The 16,518-nt window shown below is 38.6% G+C and carries 14 protein-coding genes and 2 pseudogenes; 3 read left to right on the top strand and 13 right to left on the bottom strand.

Features of this window, described 5'->3' with window-relative positions; genetic code table 11:
• Nucleotides 1–435: 435 nt before the first annotated feature.
• Both VB715_RS21780 and VB715_RS21775 read right to left on the bottom strand, forming a co-directional pair.
• The gene (locus VB715_RS21780) at nucleotides 436–1,836 is read right to left on the bottom strand and encodes a hypothetical protein (RefSeq protein WP_323303294.1); all 1,401 of its coding nucleotides are present in this window, start codon (nucleotides 1,834–1,836) and stop codon (nucleotides 436–438) included.
• A gap of 197 nt (nucleotides 1,837–2,033) precedes the next feature.
• The gene (locus VB715_RS21775; protein ID WP_323303293.1) at nucleotides 2,034–2,204 is read right to left on the bottom strand and encodes a hypothetical protein; all 171 of its coding nucleotides are present in this window, start codon (nucleotides 2,202–2,204) and stop codon (nucleotides 2,034–2,036) included.
• A gap of 350 nt (nucleotides 2,205–2,554) precedes the next feature.
• On the opposite strand from VB715_RS21775, the gene VB715_RS21770 reads away from it, so the two are divergent.
• Entirely contained in the window at nucleotides 2,555–2,959 is a 405-nt protein-coding gene (locus tag VB715_RS21770; protein ID WP_323303292.1) for a hypothetical protein, read from the top strand.
• Between the two features lie 24 nt (nucleotides 2,960–2,983).
• Here VB715_RS21770 and VB715_RS21765 read toward each other — a convergent pair whose 3' ends face one another.
• Genes VB715_RS21765 through VB715_RS21740 form a run of 6 tightly spaced genes read right to left on the bottom strand, consistent with a single transcriptional unit; the run spans nucleotide 2,984 to nucleotide 9,896 of the window.
• Nucleotides 2,984–4,516 (bottom strand): ATP-binding protein, encoded by a 1,533-nt coding sequence (locus VB715_RS21765; protein WP_323303291.1) that lies wholly within the window; start codon nucleotides 4,514–4,516, stop codon nucleotides 2,984–2,986.
• A gap of 3 nt (nucleotides 4,517–4,519) precedes the next feature.
• Nucleotides 4,520–6,247 (bottom strand): hypothetical protein, encoded by a 1,728-nt coding sequence (locus VB715_RS21760; RefSeq protein WP_323303290.1) that lies wholly within the window; start codon nucleotides 6,245–6,247, stop codon nucleotides 4,520–4,522.
• Nucleotides 6,248–6,275: 28 nt separating this feature from the next.
• A complete protein-coding gene (locus tag VB715_RS21755; RefSeq protein ID WP_323303289.1) occupies nucleotides 6,276–6,566 on the bottom strand; it encodes a hypothetical protein in 291 nt (96 codons plus the stop codon).
• Nucleotides 6,567–6,592: 26 nt separating this feature from the next.
• Entirely contained in the window at nucleotides 6,593–8,401 is a 1,809-nt protein-coding gene (locus VB715_RS21750; RefSeq protein ID WP_323303288.1) for a type IV secretory system conjugative DNA transfer family protein, read from the bottom strand.
• A 29-nt stretch (nucleotides 8,402–8,430) separates the two neighbouring features.
• Complete coding sequence (locus VB715_RS21745; protein ID WP_323303287.1) at nucleotides 8,431–9,138, bottom strand: hypothetical protein; 708 nt, start codon at nucleotides 9,136–9,138, stop codon at nucleotides 8,431–8,433.
• Entirely contained in the window at nucleotides 9,135–9,896 is a 762-nt protein-coding gene (locus tag VB715_RS21740) for a hypothetical protein (protein ID WP_323303286.1), read from the bottom strand. The genes VB715_RS21745 and VB715_RS21740 overlap by 4 nt, the downstream gene beginning before the upstream one ends.
• A gap of 209 nt (nucleotides 9,897–10,105) precedes the next feature.
• Between VB715_RS21740 and VB715_RS21735 the strand changes: the two genes are divergently transcribed.
• Nucleotides 10,106–10,258: a four helix bundle protein gene (locus tag VB715_RS21735; protein WP_323303295.1), complete on the top strand. Its 153-nt coding sequence runs from the start codon at nucleotides 10,106–10,108 to the stop codon at nucleotides 10,256–10,258.
• 56 nt (nucleotides 10,259–10,314) lie between these two features.
• On the opposite strand, the gene VB715_RS21730 is transcribed toward VB715_RS21735, so the two are convergent.
• The 4 genes from VB715_RS21730 to VB715_RS21715 are packed head-to-tail and all read right to left on the bottom strand — an operon-like array spanning nucleotide 10,315 to nucleotide 14,515.
• Nucleotides 10,315–10,935, bottom strand: coding sequence for a hypothetical protein (locus tag VB715_RS21730; protein ID WP_323303285.1), 621 nt, complete (start codon nucleotides 10,933–10,935; stop codon nucleotides 10,315–10,317).
• Nucleotides 10,898–11,443, bottom strand: coding sequence for a hypothetical protein (locus VB715_RS21725; RefSeq protein WP_323303284.1), 546 nt, complete (start codon nucleotides 11,441–11,443; stop codon nucleotides 10,898–10,900). Before VB715_RS21725 ends, VB715_RS21730 begins: the two co-directional genes overlap by 38 nt.
• 56 nt (nucleotides 11,444–11,499) lie before the next feature.
• Nucleotides 11,500–14,118: a hypothetical protein gene (locus tag VB715_RS21720; protein WP_323303283.1), complete on the bottom strand. Its 2,619-nt coding sequence runs from the start codon at nucleotides 14,116–14,118 to the stop codon at nucleotides 11,500–11,502.
• Nucleotides 14,078–14,515, bottom strand: coding sequence for a hypothetical protein (locus VB715_RS21715; protein WP_323303282.1), 438 nt, complete (start codon nucleotides 14,513–14,515; stop codon nucleotides 14,078–14,080). The genes VB715_RS21720 and VB715_RS21715 overlap by 41 nt, the downstream gene beginning before the upstream one ends.
• 58 nt (nucleotides 14,516–14,573) lie before the next feature.
• On the opposite strand from VB715_RS21715, the pseudogene VB715_RS21710 reads away from it, so the two are divergent.
• A pseudogene (locus VB715_RS21710) lies at nucleotides 14,574–14,732 on the top strand (integrase); the annotation flags it as partial.
• 10 nt (nucleotides 14,733–14,742) lie between these two features.
• Here the strand turns inward: VB715_RS21710 and VB715_RS21705 are convergent.
• A pseudogene (locus VB715_RS21705) lies at nucleotides 14,743–16,380 on the bottom strand (type IA DNA topoisomerase); the annotation flags it as partial.
• Nucleotides 16,381–16,518: the final 138 nt, after the last annotated feature.

Genomic DNA, 16,518 nt, shown 5'->3' with positions numbered 1-16,518 from the left:
ACTATATTTTAGTTCGTTGCCCCAGCGTCCAATCGCTAGAAGCAAGAAAGTTAATATATCTCTCGCATCGAATCACCTCCATTGGTTTGTAGAACAAATACAGGAGGAACAATGAAACCCCCAACACGGCGATTAGTCGTCCTTACAAAGTTTCCTAGGCTTTCGGACGGCTTTTTCGCATTTAGGGATTTTTCGTTTCCTGGTAATGTGTTCATGTGACTTTGACCTGATTTGACAGGGTTGCCTCCCATTCTACTATAAAAACACCTTGAGGGAAACTCAAAAAAACAATCTGTTAGCTATTGAAGAAGAATTTGTCGAGTTAGTATTCTTTTTCAAGAATTTTTGAGTTTGATTTCCCATGAGAAATCTGTGAACCTTGTTTTTAGTAATTGAGGTTCAAAAAGCATCGGGTATTTAATTAATTAAGGACATTTAAACTGAGCTTAAACTCTTAATCTCTGCTATAGTATTTCGTTTCTTTTTTTTGGGTTTGTGGACTGATAATAAGACTAAATCAGTCAACTCAAATAATTTGTTACCATCCTTCTGACAAAGTACCCGCACTTTCTCCCCCAGTTGACCGATCATCCGCCCTCGCTCTACGATCACACCTTCTTTTAAGATGCCGACTTCTGCATTTTTAATATATTGTGCTGGATGCTCTGGGATTTTCTCATCCCCATTACGGCCGGTGTCTAGCTTTTGTTCTTGGATAGATGGGGTGTTATCGTTTTCTAGCACATTATCATCTAAAGATATAGCTTCATGGTGTTTTTTTTCTAGAACATTATCATCTAAAGATATAGCTTTATGGTGATGTTTTTCTAGCATATCATTATCTAAAAATACAGCTTCATGGTGATGTTTGTCTAGCACATCATTATCTAAAAATACAGCTTCATGGTGTTTTTTTTCTAGCACATCATCATCTAAAGATACAGCTTCATGGTGTTTTTTTTCTAGCATATCATCATCTAAAAATACAGCTTCATGGTAATGGTTTTCTCTGACATCATCATCTAAAGATACAGCTTCATGGTAATGGTTTTCTCTAAAATCATCATCTAAAGATACAGCTTCATAGTAATGGTTTTCTCTGACATCATCATCTAAAGATACAGCTTCATGGTGGTGATTTTCTTCCCTAGGTGCTTTTTTCTCTGAGTGCTTTAATGCTTCAATGAGTTGCAACAGCAACTGCTGAATTTCTTGGTCTTTCTTAAACAACAGGTAATCTTGGCGATCGCCAGTAGCCAGAAGTTTCAATGGGTCTAATTTCCTTTGCTCAATAATTTGTAACAAATGTGCTGTAGTCAGAGTGTCAGCCAGCAACTGGCACTCATCTTGAAATTGTGCCAGTTGCTCAGGAGAAAAACGATATTTCTTGGCAACCAAGAGAAAATCACCATCTTCTATCGGCTCACCCAGTTTGAGGTGACGTTTGACTTTCGGGATGAGTGATTTAGCTAAACTTGCCATATCGCTTGGCTTTAAATAACCTCTGTCTTGTACCAATAAATTAATTTGTTCACACCACTGATGCAGGTGTTCTGGGGCAATTTTCGTTAATCCTACTAATCCGCTACGACTAATATTGGCAAATGGAAGTTGCAAAATTTCGTATTGTAACTTAGTTGAGAGTTGCTGCCACCAATGACAAATACGGATGGACTGCTCCACGAAGCTTTTGCCATTTCGTTCCTTAAATCTTTGGAATTCAACTTTCAGGAGGGTAGCCTTTGTTTCTAGAAAAAAAGTACCAAGAGCGGTGTAGTCGGTGATGGTGCGGAGAGTTAAACGGCAATGGGTACTCATGTCTTGATGGGGCTTCATTTATTCTAGTTTAGGTATATAGCATTTCTCGCCACGAGTGAGATAGGGTGCATCAGTTTCAACGTCTTATCTCACAAGGGGTTTACTGCCTCGCTGCGCTGCGGGAAGGTAGTGCTATATGTGGACAAGATAAACCAAAATTGTCAAATATTCGTGAAGTAGTCGTGAGAAATTTTCGGTTTGTGATCAGAGGTTCTTCAAATTAATTCAGTTTCTGGCATCTGATAACTGATTAAGTCAGTGGCGGTTTGAGTCGCCGTTAGGGTTTTACCGGAACCCGTTGGACTAACCAACTTCAACAATTGACAATTACCTCTCCCTGAAGGAAGAGGATTGAATACCAAGGAAAAATCTTTCTTTTTCTTCATCAATGAAGAGGTTTTAAACCAAATTAAATAATTGTCAATTGTCAATTATCAATTGTCCATTGATAACTGACTTCTTGCCAGCATCCCATAACCCATTTATTTCATCAATAACCTTAATTTGATAATCTCTAAGCTTTTAGTAGCTTGGATTATTCTCTTCTTTTCTAATAAAGGAATTGCTAATTGCTCTAGCTTCATTTATCTTATTAAATCACGTTCAAAATGATAGTATTCTAGTTTAAAAAAAAGATAATGACAAGATTTGACGGCAATAAATTATCACAAAAATGGGCATTAAACCTGTTAGTTTAATGCTATAATAAAGGAATTAGTAAACTTGGTGATGTACCATGAGTCAAGAACCCCTTACTGTTAGCTATGCCCTTGAAGATGTCTTACGAGAATTCAATCAGAAGTTAGAGAAAGGATTGGAAAAAATTGAGCAAAAACTAGATAAACAATATGAAGACCTTAATCAAAAGATAGACAAACTTGATGAAAAGATAGACAAACTTGATGAAAAGTTTGAAACAAAACTTGATAATCTTGAAAACAATGTCAATGATTTGAAGGTAGGGCAAGTCCGTTTAGAAGAAAAGTTAACGGGAGAAATCAAGACGCTAGATACGAAAATTGATGGTATCACAAAACGATTAGATTTTCAAGAGTTTATTAATCGCGGGGTAATAATCGGCTTGATTGTGACAATTCTTGGTGGTGTTGCTAACTTATTAGGTTGGGTGGGAAATAAATAATTAACAATTGATAATGGACAATTGTTAATTAGCTTCACCCCAAAGATTTACCGAAGCAGGAGCGAAGATACTACTATCAGGAGAACTCACAGGTTCACAGACACCTTTAGCACGATTAGCCATTGCTAAAACCCTCTCAGTATCCCGACTAAATAGAGGAATAATCTTCTGTTTAGCTGCTAACAAATCTTCTAAAGTTAACTCAATTGATTGACCATTATAAAAACATTGACGTGCTGCATTTTCCACAATAAACTGAATTTCAGCCCCCGTATAAAAATTAGTTTGATTTAACAAAATTTGCCATTGTTCCATCGTTAAACGTCCGTCTTTGTCCTGAAATTTAGGGTCAAAACGTGCTGCATGAAGTTCAAAAATAGCCTTACGTTCAATAGCTTGAGGAAAACCAACATAGAAAATCTTATCAAAGCGGCCAGCACGGGTTAATTCAGGGGGTAAAGCATCCAAACGGTTAAGGGTAGCTAACACAAATACAGAAGACTTTTTCTCCTGTAACCAAGTTAATAAGACCCCTAAAACCTCTCTAGTTTTAGATTCTTCTCCTTTACCTTCAGCTTCAAAAAACTTATCAAACTCATCAAAATAACAAACTAAGGGGGCAGCCGCTTCCAGACGAGAAAGTAAATTTGATAAATAAACAGCACCATGAGCTTTGATTTTATCTATCCCCACAGTTACCAGGGCAAACTGAAGACGGTTAGCAATTAATTTAGCCACAAAACTTTTACCTGTACCTGGAGGCCCCGCCAATAACCAACCTTTAGGTAAAGGAATTTGACGTAAACGAGCTTGTGGTGAATAATCTAATTGTAAATGAGAAATAGCCTCTTTTAACAAATCCATGCCTCCTACTTCAATCGTCGAAGGGGTGGGATTAAGAGCTAATCCTAATGCTTGAAAACGCTCAATTTTATAGTTGAATAAAGCTTGTGTAATCGGAGTTTCTGTTGCTTGAGCAAGTCGCACCCCTTGACAAATTTCCTCACGACATAACCCTAATCCTGGTAATAATGAAGCTGTTTCTAAACCTAACTGTTGAGCCAAGTTTTCTAAGTCTTTAATCGTCGGTATTGGCAACATCAAAACCGGAATAATAGAAGTAAGTTCCCCCTTTAATGATTCCCCTTCTGTCTCCAAAAAGATGAGATATTTATCAGTTCCTTTGAGATTATTAAGAACTTCGATTAACAAAATATTTAGAGATTGTTGCTGAATCAATTGAAGACCATTCTCAATAATGAGAATTCCCGTTTGATGAGTTTGCTGCCAAGTTAATAAAATCTCCTTAATATTTAAAGTATTTTCCGTAGATTCTAAGGACAAATCAGTCTCAAAAAGTAAATAATTTGGCTCTAAATCAACCCAAGTTTGTGCTTCAGATAAACTTTGAAACTGTTCAAATGCTAAATGCCATCGGAAGTAAGTATGACCCAAAGAAACTAGCCAATTTAAAACATTAGTTCGTTCAATGAGAGGAGATTGCAGACATAAAGATTGGTAAGTTTGAAGTAAGGGAAGAATTGGTTTAGTATACATATTTTAGCGTCCTTTGACACGGTTAACTTGTTGTGATGAAGGTTTCTGTATTTGAGTTAAGGCTTGTTTGATCAGGTAATTTAACTGGAGTACATCTTGTTGAGTTAAAGCAGATTTAACAGTGGAATTATTACCATTAACTTCCAAGAGAACTTGCTGATCTGAAAAACGATTGATCCTCATGTATTCACCTTTTTGATCAGTCTTTATTCCGTAACCTTTAACGTTAATTGTTTCGAGAGCAGAGCTAGTTTTTGCGATAAGCTCTTTTAAACTTTTTACCACATTTTGAACATCTGGCAGCCTTAGATTATCTGATGTTATTGATTTTTTATCAATAACATTTTCCTTTTTTTCTAGGTTTATTTCCTTACTAACATCTCGATTTATTTCAGGAAAAGTTTGTGTTTTCTTATTAAAAGAACTGGTCAAGATTATGTCAGGTTCAGGTTGAGAAGAAGATGAAACTCTAAATATTGGTTCAGGTTCAGATTGAGAAGAATCTGGAACTTGAAATATTGGTTCCGGTTCAGGTATCGCTTTAAAAACAAACTGAGAATGCTTGACAAAAAAGTTAGGATCATCACGAAATGTCTTCAATAATTTCAAATCCTCTTGATGATTTGAGTTTAAATTAACTGTATCAATTTTAACCCCTAATACTCCCCTATTCTGAAAACTTAGTAACAAAGAGCCTTGTGAATCTTTTAATTGATAATGATTACCTTTTCTTTCTAGATTATAATCAGTTCCAGAAAGTTTTGTGTTCTCCCCCATCATCTCTTTAGCAAAATATTTCAAATTAGCTGCATACTGAATATTTTGGGCTTTTTCATCATACTTTTGTTTTCTATCTTGCCACCATTGTTGCACAGAATTGACAGAATTTTTTACTAATTTTTGCCAACTTTGGGGATCTTTAGGCTCTCGTTTTTGTTCAAGTTGCTGATATTGTAGAATTAATTTAGCATAATCTTGATTAATCTGTTGAGATTCTAATAAAGTTGACTGTGATGTTTGCAGTTGTAGACTTAATTGTTGATTGAAATTTTTCGCTTCTTCTAATAACTGTTGCTGTTGTTGAAACTGTTGACTTATTTGCTGATTAACTTGAGTTAAATAAGTCTTGGTTTCATTGTCAGGTAACTTAGACAAAGCACGATTAATCGCCTCAAATCCACTGAGCTTTTTTTTAGGTTGAGAAGATTTAAAAGCATTGTGTAAAACTGTCCCCTGCTCATCGGTTTCTAATAAAGGTTGACGTTTAATTTGTCCATTTTGTGAGGTGACTTTTTCTCCCTTAATATTGGCTAATTCAGTCACCTTATTGCCAACATCTTCCTGAATTAATGCTTGAATTTTACCATAGTCTTCCCAAGTTAAATTATTGTGACTATCACCTAATTTTTTCTCTCCATTTATGGTAATCTCTAAATTGTTCAATGATAAAGGATATTGGGTCTTATTTTGAACAGTAGATGATAAATTATTATCAGATTGTTTCTGCTGTTGTTTAGGAGATGATTCATTATTTATAGACTCATTCCCTTGCTGCTGATTATTCTTGTTTTCCTCTTTCTCATCTTTTTTTTCTCCTTCTAATTTCAATAATAACTTTTCAATTAATTCCATAACTAATTGAGCAATTTTTAGAGCTTGTGCGGCTGATTGTTGTTGAATTTGTTGAGTTTCTTTCGCGTCGCTAGAACTAACAGGGGTTACAGTTTCCATTGTTTTCTCCTTATTAATTGATAAAGAATTAATTAATAAATCCTAATTGTTGTTGAAGTGCTACTAAATTTTGTAAGCGATTAAGAACCACCTTACTGCCAATACTACAAAAGCCCATTTCACCATCAAGAAATACCCCTAAATACCAAGGGTCATAATCTTCAGTACGCTCATGTTCTTCGACGTATTCACCATTAATTATGCCGACAATGACTCCATATTGGTCAAAAAACTCTAAGGTCTGAAATTGATAATATTCAGAAAAAGCTGGTAAATTTTGAGCTTCATTTAATTGTTGTTGAAACAGATTTTGATTCATCATATACCTCCAAAAATAAATAATAATTAATCAGCAAAAGGATCAATTGGCCCCGATGAATTACCCTTCGATAATTCTGGTGGTAAAGGAAACATTTCCTCCGCTAATTTTCGCCTTTCTTCAAACTGACGAGAACGCACCTCATCAGAAATAGCATCAGAGCGTAAATTAACCAAATTTTCTTGAATTTCTGTCCACCGAGTTTCCGCCCAAGCTTGTTCTGCTAAATCAGCTTTAGATAGCTTAAAATCAGTTAAAATAGGAATGTAAGCCTCTTTTCCTCGCTTAAAAGCCGGACTAATTCTAACCGCCCTACCTGTAGGCAATTTAGCAAATTGAGCAGCTTCAAATAAAGCCCGTTTTTGCCGATTATCAGAAGTAGAACGAGAATTACTACCTTTCCCTCGTGACCGAGATTTTGTATGATACTCAACCTCAAATTCTCCTAACAGTTCAGAAAAGGCTTTATTCGACTCCCCTTCTTGGGGGTTAAAGAGAATTTTAGTCGCAGTTCCCCCAAAAATGACCCTAGCTAAATCATCCCCATAGCGTTGTTTTAATTGGGCATAATTTTGAAAAGCAATAGTACCACAAAAGCCGTCTTCTCGGTTCTCATTAAACCAGTTATGTAACTGAGGCAAATAAAGGGTAGGAATCTCATCTAAAAACACCATTAACGGGTCAATTCGGGGTAAAGTTCGTGATACATTCCGTGAGACAATCATGTGGAGAACAGCAGCTAATAAAGGACTGACAATATCCCGATTATTACGGTCTAACCCAAAGAAAATAACCTCTTTACCATCCAAATCTAAAGGCAAAGTAGACTGACCACAAAACGCCCCAATAAAGTCTTTTTTCATGAAGTATTGAAACGTCCTTTGTGCCGTCCCAATAATAGAAGCTTCCGTCTCAGGAGAATTAGAAACAGATATAATTTGATCAAGAGGTCGCATGGTCCAAACATTAAATTTATTCTCACTACGGGCCAGTTCTAACCGTTTACCTAAACTGGGTAAAGAGAGAATAGCAGAAGCCAACATTAAATCACACATTTCCGGTTTTCCGGCCTGATTTGCCGTAGCTTTAGTTAATAAGAAAACCCCTTGAGTCAAAGAAGCACCTGCTTCTTCAAAAAACTTATCACCTCCCCCTTTACCTCCTGATAAATCCGTGTTTTTAGTAATAACTTGGGCTAATTGTCCTGCGGCCACGGCATCCTCTTCATCCTTAAGAAAATCAAGGATATTACAAGTATCAGATTCTGGGTATCCAGGGGCAAAGATTCTCGCCCCATAATGACGTTTTAAGGCATAAGCAAACGCCCGTTTAGTTTGAGCAGGATATTTAAAATCATAGATAATTGTGGGGAACCCCTGGTCAAAAGAAGACTGCATAAAACGGTCTAAAACTGACACCGTTTTCCCAGAACCGGCCCCACCAACCACAGAACAACCCCGTTGAGCATCAGGAAACCAATAAGTTTGTTTGGCCGGAGGTTTTGATGATAGTTTCAACCCTTGTTTTAGCCACTCAGATTCTAACTTATCCTGGACAATTTGCGGAGTTCCAATATATAAAGCAGCACTATTACGTTCCGGTTGCTTAATTTGTTTAATCGCTTTATTTTTAGCGGCAGTTTCTTCAGCTTTTCCTCCCCAATAAGAAGTGGCTAATTTGCCCTTTTTCTGACCGCCCATTGACAATAAAGCAACCCCACCTAATAATAAGATCATCATTCCCATTTGTGGGGTAATCCCTGATGGCAAAGAAGTCAAAGAAAAAGAAGGTTCTGTTGACGGTTCAATTTTAATTAAATATTGCTCTTGTAACATGAAATTAACTCCTTATCAATTATCAATTATCAATTTCCCAAAAAGAGCCAATCTTGTTCTTGAAAAGTCATAAAAGGAAAAGGGCCAATACCATAAGGAGAACAGCCTAAATTAATCCATCCACGCTTACAAATCCGAAAATATAAATCAGTTTCAACCGTCCCTGAAGCTTCATAAATATCCCCAATGACCACTTTAAAACCAGAACCAAAAGGATGTCTTCCTGTCGGTTCAACGCCTCCAAACATTGACCCCAATAAACCATTACCACCTTGAACTTTTTGAGAATTACCAGAAACCCATTGTTTCCCCAACATTATGGCTTTAACTAAAGAACCAATGGTTTGAAATTGAATCACCCCAAAATCCTGTAAGGATAATCCATGAACATCAACAGTCCCCAAATTTTGAATTTGATTAAGATTGAAGTTTTCGGCCCCAAAGCCTTCACTAATATCCCCTAATTGAATGATAGTATCAAATCGTTGACCAGCTTGCCAAGAACGATTAGGGTTAAATCCTAATTGTTGAATAATCTCCCCCGATAATTCGATGTTTCCTGCCGATTTAATCGGAGGAAAGCTACTAAAACTCATCGGCTTAACATCAGGAATTTGGGCAGTATTTTGAGCATTAGCTTTGGCTATTAGTAGAAAAGATAATACCCAAAATATTCCCCATCCTGTGGCAAAAAAGTAAAGAAAAAAGCCCCATTTTTTTAAAGTTGATGTTTTCATCTTCCTAAAGCCTCCAATTTATTAACAAGTGCTAGAGAAATTCCGGCTTTTTGTGCTGCTGTTTCTTTCGATAAACCCGATTCTAAATAACCAAGAAACAAGTTGATTTTTTGAGCTAAATTCCCTCCTTTTTTTAATAAGTCTTGTTCTATTGCTGCTTTAACTCCCCTCGAAAACCGAGCCGTTGTTAATACCAAAGGTTCAGTGGATTTAAACTCATCACCCTTGACTGTACTCGGATTATGAGAAATAACTTCAAAGACTAATTTACTAGCCTTATTCGCTTTAGTAATACGAAATAAATAGAGATTTGTGCCACCATTTCCTTTCGTAACTACCGTTAATAAACTTTGGTGAGTTTTAGGTAATCCTGGAATCGGTAAATCATTGATGCGCCGTAAATAGATTAAACTAGCATTAGACTGCTGACAATTCCCACCAGAAGACGGTAAACCCGATAAACAACCATCCGCATCAATCACCACAAAAGAGGGATTATCTAACCAAACTTTTTGTATTGTTTCCCCCGAAGGAGCAAAATTAATGCTAACCCCCGAACCGGGTGCTAAAGGGATATTGAGCGGACTCAGTTGCTTAGTGGTACCATTATGACTAGGGATCGTTTGCACCATATCTGAAGCAACCGCTTTTAGACTATTTCCCCATAAAATCCCTTGATTAATTCCGACCATTCCAATAGCGAATAGGAATAAATTAAACGGAACAGAAAACGTTCTTAATCTTAAATTACTCGACATAATTCTTATCCTAAATTCAAACATTTTTCCCCTAACCCCTAACCTTACTTTTCACGGGATCTAAAGGGATCTTGAGTTACTGCTTTGAGGCAGGGGGCAGGAGGCTCCGAGGCAGGAGGATAGATTAGGGAGAAGGAGGGAGGAGAGGAAAGAGTGCTATAATAAACCATTACTTCAAACTTCTGCCTTCAAACTTCTATCTATGAGTTATAGCATTAGGCTCTTTAAGAGAACTAGATACACAGTTAATCATCGCAAAAGAGGTAAAACTAACTTTCCCTGAGTTATTTAGTCCAGTTTTAGAAGAAGTGGATAGAATGCAAGGAATTTTAGTTTCTACTATTCAAAAGTTAAAGTCTTGAATTTCCCTCCTGCCTCCTGCCTCCTGCCCCCTGCCTCAGACTAGGGGGTTGGGGACTTAATGATATGTGGGTTGATTTCGTCTTATAATCGGTTGTGTTCGAGGGATGATCCCTGTTTCTGTCATTTCCTCGTGATCATCAACTGGGGAAATAGCTGTTCCCACATCGGGATTTTTACCATTCGTTTTGCCGCCGTAACTACCCAACATGGCCAAGGTATTCCATCGGGTTAAGGGGTCAACCGTTTGAATACCCATCGAACTCGAAGATTTAGATGGATTAACAGACCCTTTAACGGAATTAGGCATATTTCTCTGAGTCACCCTCATGGGTTGAGGAGAAACAGTGGTCACTCGTTGTACAGAAGGGGAAGAAGACCTTGGTTGAACGGCAACGGTTTGATACGTTTGAGGGGTTGTCTTGGTTCGATTCGACCCTGGAGCCGAATTAGAAACAGAGTTAGAAGATGGTTCAGCCTTAACTAATTGGGTTTGAGGTGTCCCTTCATCGACTTTTTTCTTCGCCTCACTCAACTGCTTTTCTTGACCCGCTAAAGCCGCTTCTGCCTTAAGTGCGGCCATGGTTTCCTCTGGTGATGGCCCAGTGTCTTCTTCGGTTTTGGCCGCTTCTTGATTATCATTAGTTTGAAGGGAGGGGGTACTGGTCAAATTGGTCATGACCGCCAAAAAAGCTCCAATACTCAAAAAAACAATCCCTAGCTTGTTTTTTTGTTTGTCTAGCCATGTGTTTCAAGACATTCTGAGTAATGACTTCAGCTTGAGCCAAATCCGCATCTAAGCCAATCTCATTTACCTGCTGTTTAATAGCATCTCCTGTGTTTTTAATGTTATCTTGACCGGCTTTTGATAGGGTTTCTGATGCTAAGATTTCAGCCAGAATGCGGTCAAACTCATTTTGTTCATCCCATCCTTCATGGCCTTCGATCACTTCTAGCTCTTTCCTGATTTCAAAAGGGTCAGGAATCCCTAATACTCCCAAATCATTTAAGCTAGGCAAATTAGCCAGTTCTTGATTTAAACTTTGTCGTAATTTAGCTTGTAAATTTTTCCAGATTTGGTCAAATTTTACGTCAACTGAAATTGAATAATTACCAATTTGAAAGCCAAATAACCCCCAACTTGGTAAAGAAACTAAGCCAATTAAACTGACCGATATAGTCCCCATAATTAAGACCTTCTTAATAAACATGATGGTTCATTCCCTCATAATTAAAATTGATGTTAAGCCACTAATTGCTTCAAATAAACTTGAGAGAAATCAAGCAACCCCTTCACTTTGTCATTTGATTGTTTCAGGTAACGTTGACGTAAAGCCGCTTCTTCTGAATTATTAGCCGCTAAAGAAAGCAAGATATCCGAAGGATAAAACCTGACGGGAACATAGCAACCATCATCATCTAACAGCCATTGAGAATACCGCCCCTGTTTATTGACCCCATAACCCGTATTGGGTTGTAATAATCCAGGAGGATAGCCCATCCAATGCTCATAAGCTTCAATCGCCCCTGGTTGCACCTTGCCAATGATGCGGGTAGACATATTGGCAAAAATCTTTTCCCCCGCCACGGATTTGCCGATAGAACCGGGTTCTTGGGCATTTAAAACCACCCGTATCCCTGATTTAGCCCCCGCCGCAAAATGTTGACCCATCATGCGGGCTAAACTATCATATTCAAAGAGAATTGGAGCTTCATCGGCAAAAATGATGCTTTTTTCAAACCCCAAGCTCCGGCGGGCAGCAAACAAATTAAAGACCATGCCAATAACCGCAGCATCCAAATTATTGCCCAAACCCCGTAACGCTACCACCTGCATCATTTTTTCTGTGGCAAAACTGGTGGGACGACTGAGAATTTTGCCCACTTTCGTCTCTTTCCAACCCATCATCCGTAATTTGATGTATTTTAAAGCTTTAATGGTGGATTCATCCGCATCAATTAATTCCAGTCGTTCAGGGGAACAAAACTGCAATAAATCCTCTAAAACGGGCATTGACTGCCAGGCGGTTGTTCCTAGTCCTTTGATACAAGCGATCGCAAAGCGATTGGTAATCTGTAAATCCTGATAAAATTGCCGAATAATCAATATTAACAGCGTTCTAACCCGTTCAGGGTCAATCTCTGTGCTATATTGTTCTTTCCCGGCAAATACGAGAAAAAACAACACTTCTAACAAATATTCTTGATAAGAAGCCAGTCTTTCTTCTTGGATTTTCGGGTCTAATCCCCTTAAATTAGGGGGTTCGAGGATATTGCAACCTTGGAGGGATGACCCAATATCAAAATAACTGCAATAATGACTCAAATAGCCACAAAAGTCGCTAAAAGTCCCAGTTCCATCATCCTTGGGGAATTCTAACACCGTCGCCGGGATATTATGGGCCAAGGCTTGGGCTAAAATCTGTGCTAAGGTCAAACTTTTACCACTACGAGTTGTGCCAAAGACCCCCACATGACGCAGTTTGTGATATAAATCGATGTAGACAGGATTGCCCCCTTCTTGGGAAATAAACTCAATGCCCCGATCATCAATAATCGGCGTTTTGCATAAAGGCATCATGCCAGGGACTTCATTCGTTTGATAGGTTTGCAACCGTTTAAAGGGTTTACTGAGAAGCTTATCCCACGTCATCTGTGGAAAGGTTTCACACCAAACTCGCCAGGCATATTCCGTTTCCCTTACTAACCAACCTTGACGGGCAAAAGAAGCAATAAAATTACTGCAAGCATTGTCTAAGTCTTGGGTATTGCGACGATGAATTAACACCACCGTCGCGGTATGTAAAGGGATATTCCCTTCAATTAATGAGGCTTGTGCTTCAATGGTTTTTTGTGCCTTAAGTTGGGCCCCCACATCCACATCATTCTTTTCTGAAGCTAAAGCAGCCGCCACATGAGATTGTTTGGTTAAACTGCGTAACTTCTCACGCATCAAGCGTTCATTACCCCGTTGCAACTGGCAGAAAATCTCCGTATCATAGCAACGATCCTTACTCACCACCTCCCATAAATATCGTAATTGATCTCCTTCATCTGCCCAACCATCAGGTTTATCAGCAAACAATAAAACCCCAATCTGTTTGTTATTTACCTCAACGGTTTTTCGTTTCCCATTAGGAACGGAAGATTCCGATTCCATCAACTGAGAAATAAAGTGAACATTGGAGTTAACATCTTCCGTAAAGTTTTTGCCATCATAAATAATCCGATAGGGAATTTTACGAGGGGCTGTTTCATTGAAACGACTCCATAAATTAGACCATTCTTCGGAGTCAGAAATCGGTCTTATTCCTAACTTGAGTTGTTGGGATAAAATCTCATACCATCGTTGATACCCTTCTCGATAAGCGGTTTTCAAAATAAGTTCAATCTTTTGCTTTTGATGTTCTTTATATTGTCCCGTAAACATCAACCAATACCCTTCAAAAGACTGTAAACTTTTCTCAATCCAATCTGAAGCTTTTTCCTCCCCATCTTCAATGGTATAGGTGGCATATAAACGCAGAAAACTTTGCTTTCGAATGCCTTCTTTTGTCAGTTCTTGAGTGCGTTTTCTTTCTGAGCCAATTACCAGAGCTAATTCTGGTTCTAAACCTTTTAAATTCCTCAATTCTTGTTGTCTTTGAACATCATTGGCAAAAGTTCCAAAATGAACCGTTAAAGTTTCCCCTTTCGGTAAATCCTTCAAACCATTTTCTAATCGGTATAAGGTATTGGCAAATTCTTCCTCACTTTGTAAAGGAGAAATGCCCCCACATTCAAAACCAAAGACAATGCGATAACTCTCTTTTTTGGGTTTTTTAGAGTAAACTGATAGATAAATCTCCGGCTGATACAGCAAATAATACCAATAAAGGAAGCTTTAATGGCTGCTTCCAATCTTCATCGTCTCTTCCTGCTTGAATGGCTTTAACCACCCCATAAAGGATATAGCCAAGCATTAAAGCTTCCATTGCAGAGGTGGCTAAATTAACAGCATCGATTGCCGTCCCGGCATAGGTAGTTCCCGTGAACATACCATTAATTTTTGTTCTAACATTATCAAAAAATAGGGCATGGGACGGCAAAATCAGACTATCAAACAAGTAAATACCCGCCAATAAAGCCGTTAGTAATGGCATCAAGCCATACTTGGATACCCAAGTTTGTAGTCGAAATATTTTCTTGTTGGTATGACGACTAAATACCAAATAAACTAACAAGAGAAAGCCCCATAAAGAGACGGATAGGACTTCCATTCTGCTGTTATTTGAGTTAAACAAACTCATCCCAATGCTGACTGATGTTAACCCTAACAACTCGTCAATCACAACTGCTTTGGATAAAAGTGAGGGGAATGTCAGGAAAGTTCAGAAATTATCAAGGCATAAAAACTTAAATACTTTGATGATTTATGATGATAATCGCAGTCAAGATCAATTGGAACTTAGTGAACTGCTTGGCGAAGATTTCTGAGCGTTGTACTTTAGTGAAGCTCCAATATCCCGTACTTTTTACTCCACCACTTTTCATCTTTGGTCATAAAAAAAGCAACATCTTTATGACGAGTATCTTTAGCTCCTTTAGAATTAGAGCAACGCAGCATCACTTTATCTTGATCATCTTTAGTATAGGAATATTCTTGAAGGGGTTTGTTACACACAGGACAGAAAAATTGGGTAAGTTGACCCCCAGAATCCGGTTTGGACTCCCCAGGTTGTACCCATTGATCAAGTTTGGCATCAAAGAACATCACCACATCGCAGCCGTCTTCACACTTAAGGAAATAAGGAACCGCCAACTTCTTAGACTTAGACGGAACTTTACTCAGGGTTTTCTGGCATTTAGGACAACAAACATCAGATTTTTCTCTAGTTTTAGAAACAGAGGAAGTAGAACCATTAGCGGGTTTTCCGCCTAAAGCTTTCCAAGCTTTATCTAACGTGGGGTCAAAATACTCCCGATTCCAAGTGGTTAAATAGGTTTGCCAATCTTGTTGTCCAGTGGCGATCTCATCAAGAGTCGATTCCATTTTAGCCGTAAACTCAGCCTGTAATAACTCAGGAAGCATCTTCCCTAAAAACTCATCAACTTCCAGTCCAAGGGGCGTAGGATGCAGTTTTCCCTTATTTAACTTGACATATTCTCGTTGTTTAAGGGTTTTAACCGTAGGAGCATAAGTAGAAGGGCGGCCAATCCCCTTGCGTTCCATAGCCTGTACTAACTTAGGTTCAGTATAACGGGGTGGTGGTTGGGTTTGTTTTTGATCATGACCAGCTTCATTAAGATTAAGAGGTTGTCCCTGTTGCACAGTGGGTAAAACTGAATCATTGCTAATGTTATTCCAATATTTGGTATAACCTTTAAACTGAAGCACTTGACCTCTAGCTAACCACTGAACTTCACCCGATTGCGTCATAATTTTGGTTTGTTGAAGACGGGCCGAAGCACACAACGAAGCAACAGAACGCATCCAGATCATCAAATATAATTGAAATTGTTGGTCATCTAATTCTTGTTTTAACTGAGTAGATGGGCGATTAATGTCAGTGGGACGAATGGCCTCATGGGCCTCTTGAGCATTCTTAGCTTGACGATGTTTAACCTGTTTTGGAGGAAGATTTTGAGGATCTTTAGCTTGTAACCAAGCCCTAACCGACTGACAAAACTCATCACTCAAGGCAGTTGAATCCGTCCGCATATAAGTAATTAACCCTTGTTCGTAAAGGTGTTGTGCCACCTTCATTGTGGTTTCAGGATTCATTTTTAAGCGTGACCCGGCGGCTTGCTGTAAGGTAGAAGTGGTGAAGGGGGCCGGGGGTTTACGCTGTACCGTTTTTCCCTCCACTTGTAGCACCGTATGAGGTTTGGAGCGGGCGATCGCCACTAAGCGATCTGCCTCAGCTTCAGACAGAACCCTACTTGATTCAACGGCCAAAGTCTCCCCCCCGGCATCATCATCAGTCTGAGGAGTTTGAGAGTCATCAGACAAGGGTTGTCCCTGTTGCCCCAAATAAAAAGCACGGAAACCTTCTTTATAATCAACCCAGACTGACCAGTAATCAATCGGTTTAAATTTAACGATTTCTCGTTCTCTGTGGCACAGTATGTGTAAAGCTGCTGATTGTACCCGCCCATTGGTGTCAACTTAACGGTATAGCCTCCCAAATTTGTTGAGTGAGAGCGACTTTTTCTCGGTGTCGCTTTCGCTCAGCTTTAACCAAACCAAATAGTTTAGCTCGTTCAACCAAATAGCTGACTA

It is taken from the genome of Crocosphaera sp. UHCC 0190 (assembly GCF_034932065.1).
Lineage (GTDB): Bacteria > Cyanobacteriota > Cyanobacteriia > Cyanobacteriales > Microcystaceae > UHCC-0190.
Note: the sequence above shows the minus strand (reverse complement) of the source record. Positions and strands in the feature narration are given on the sequence as shown.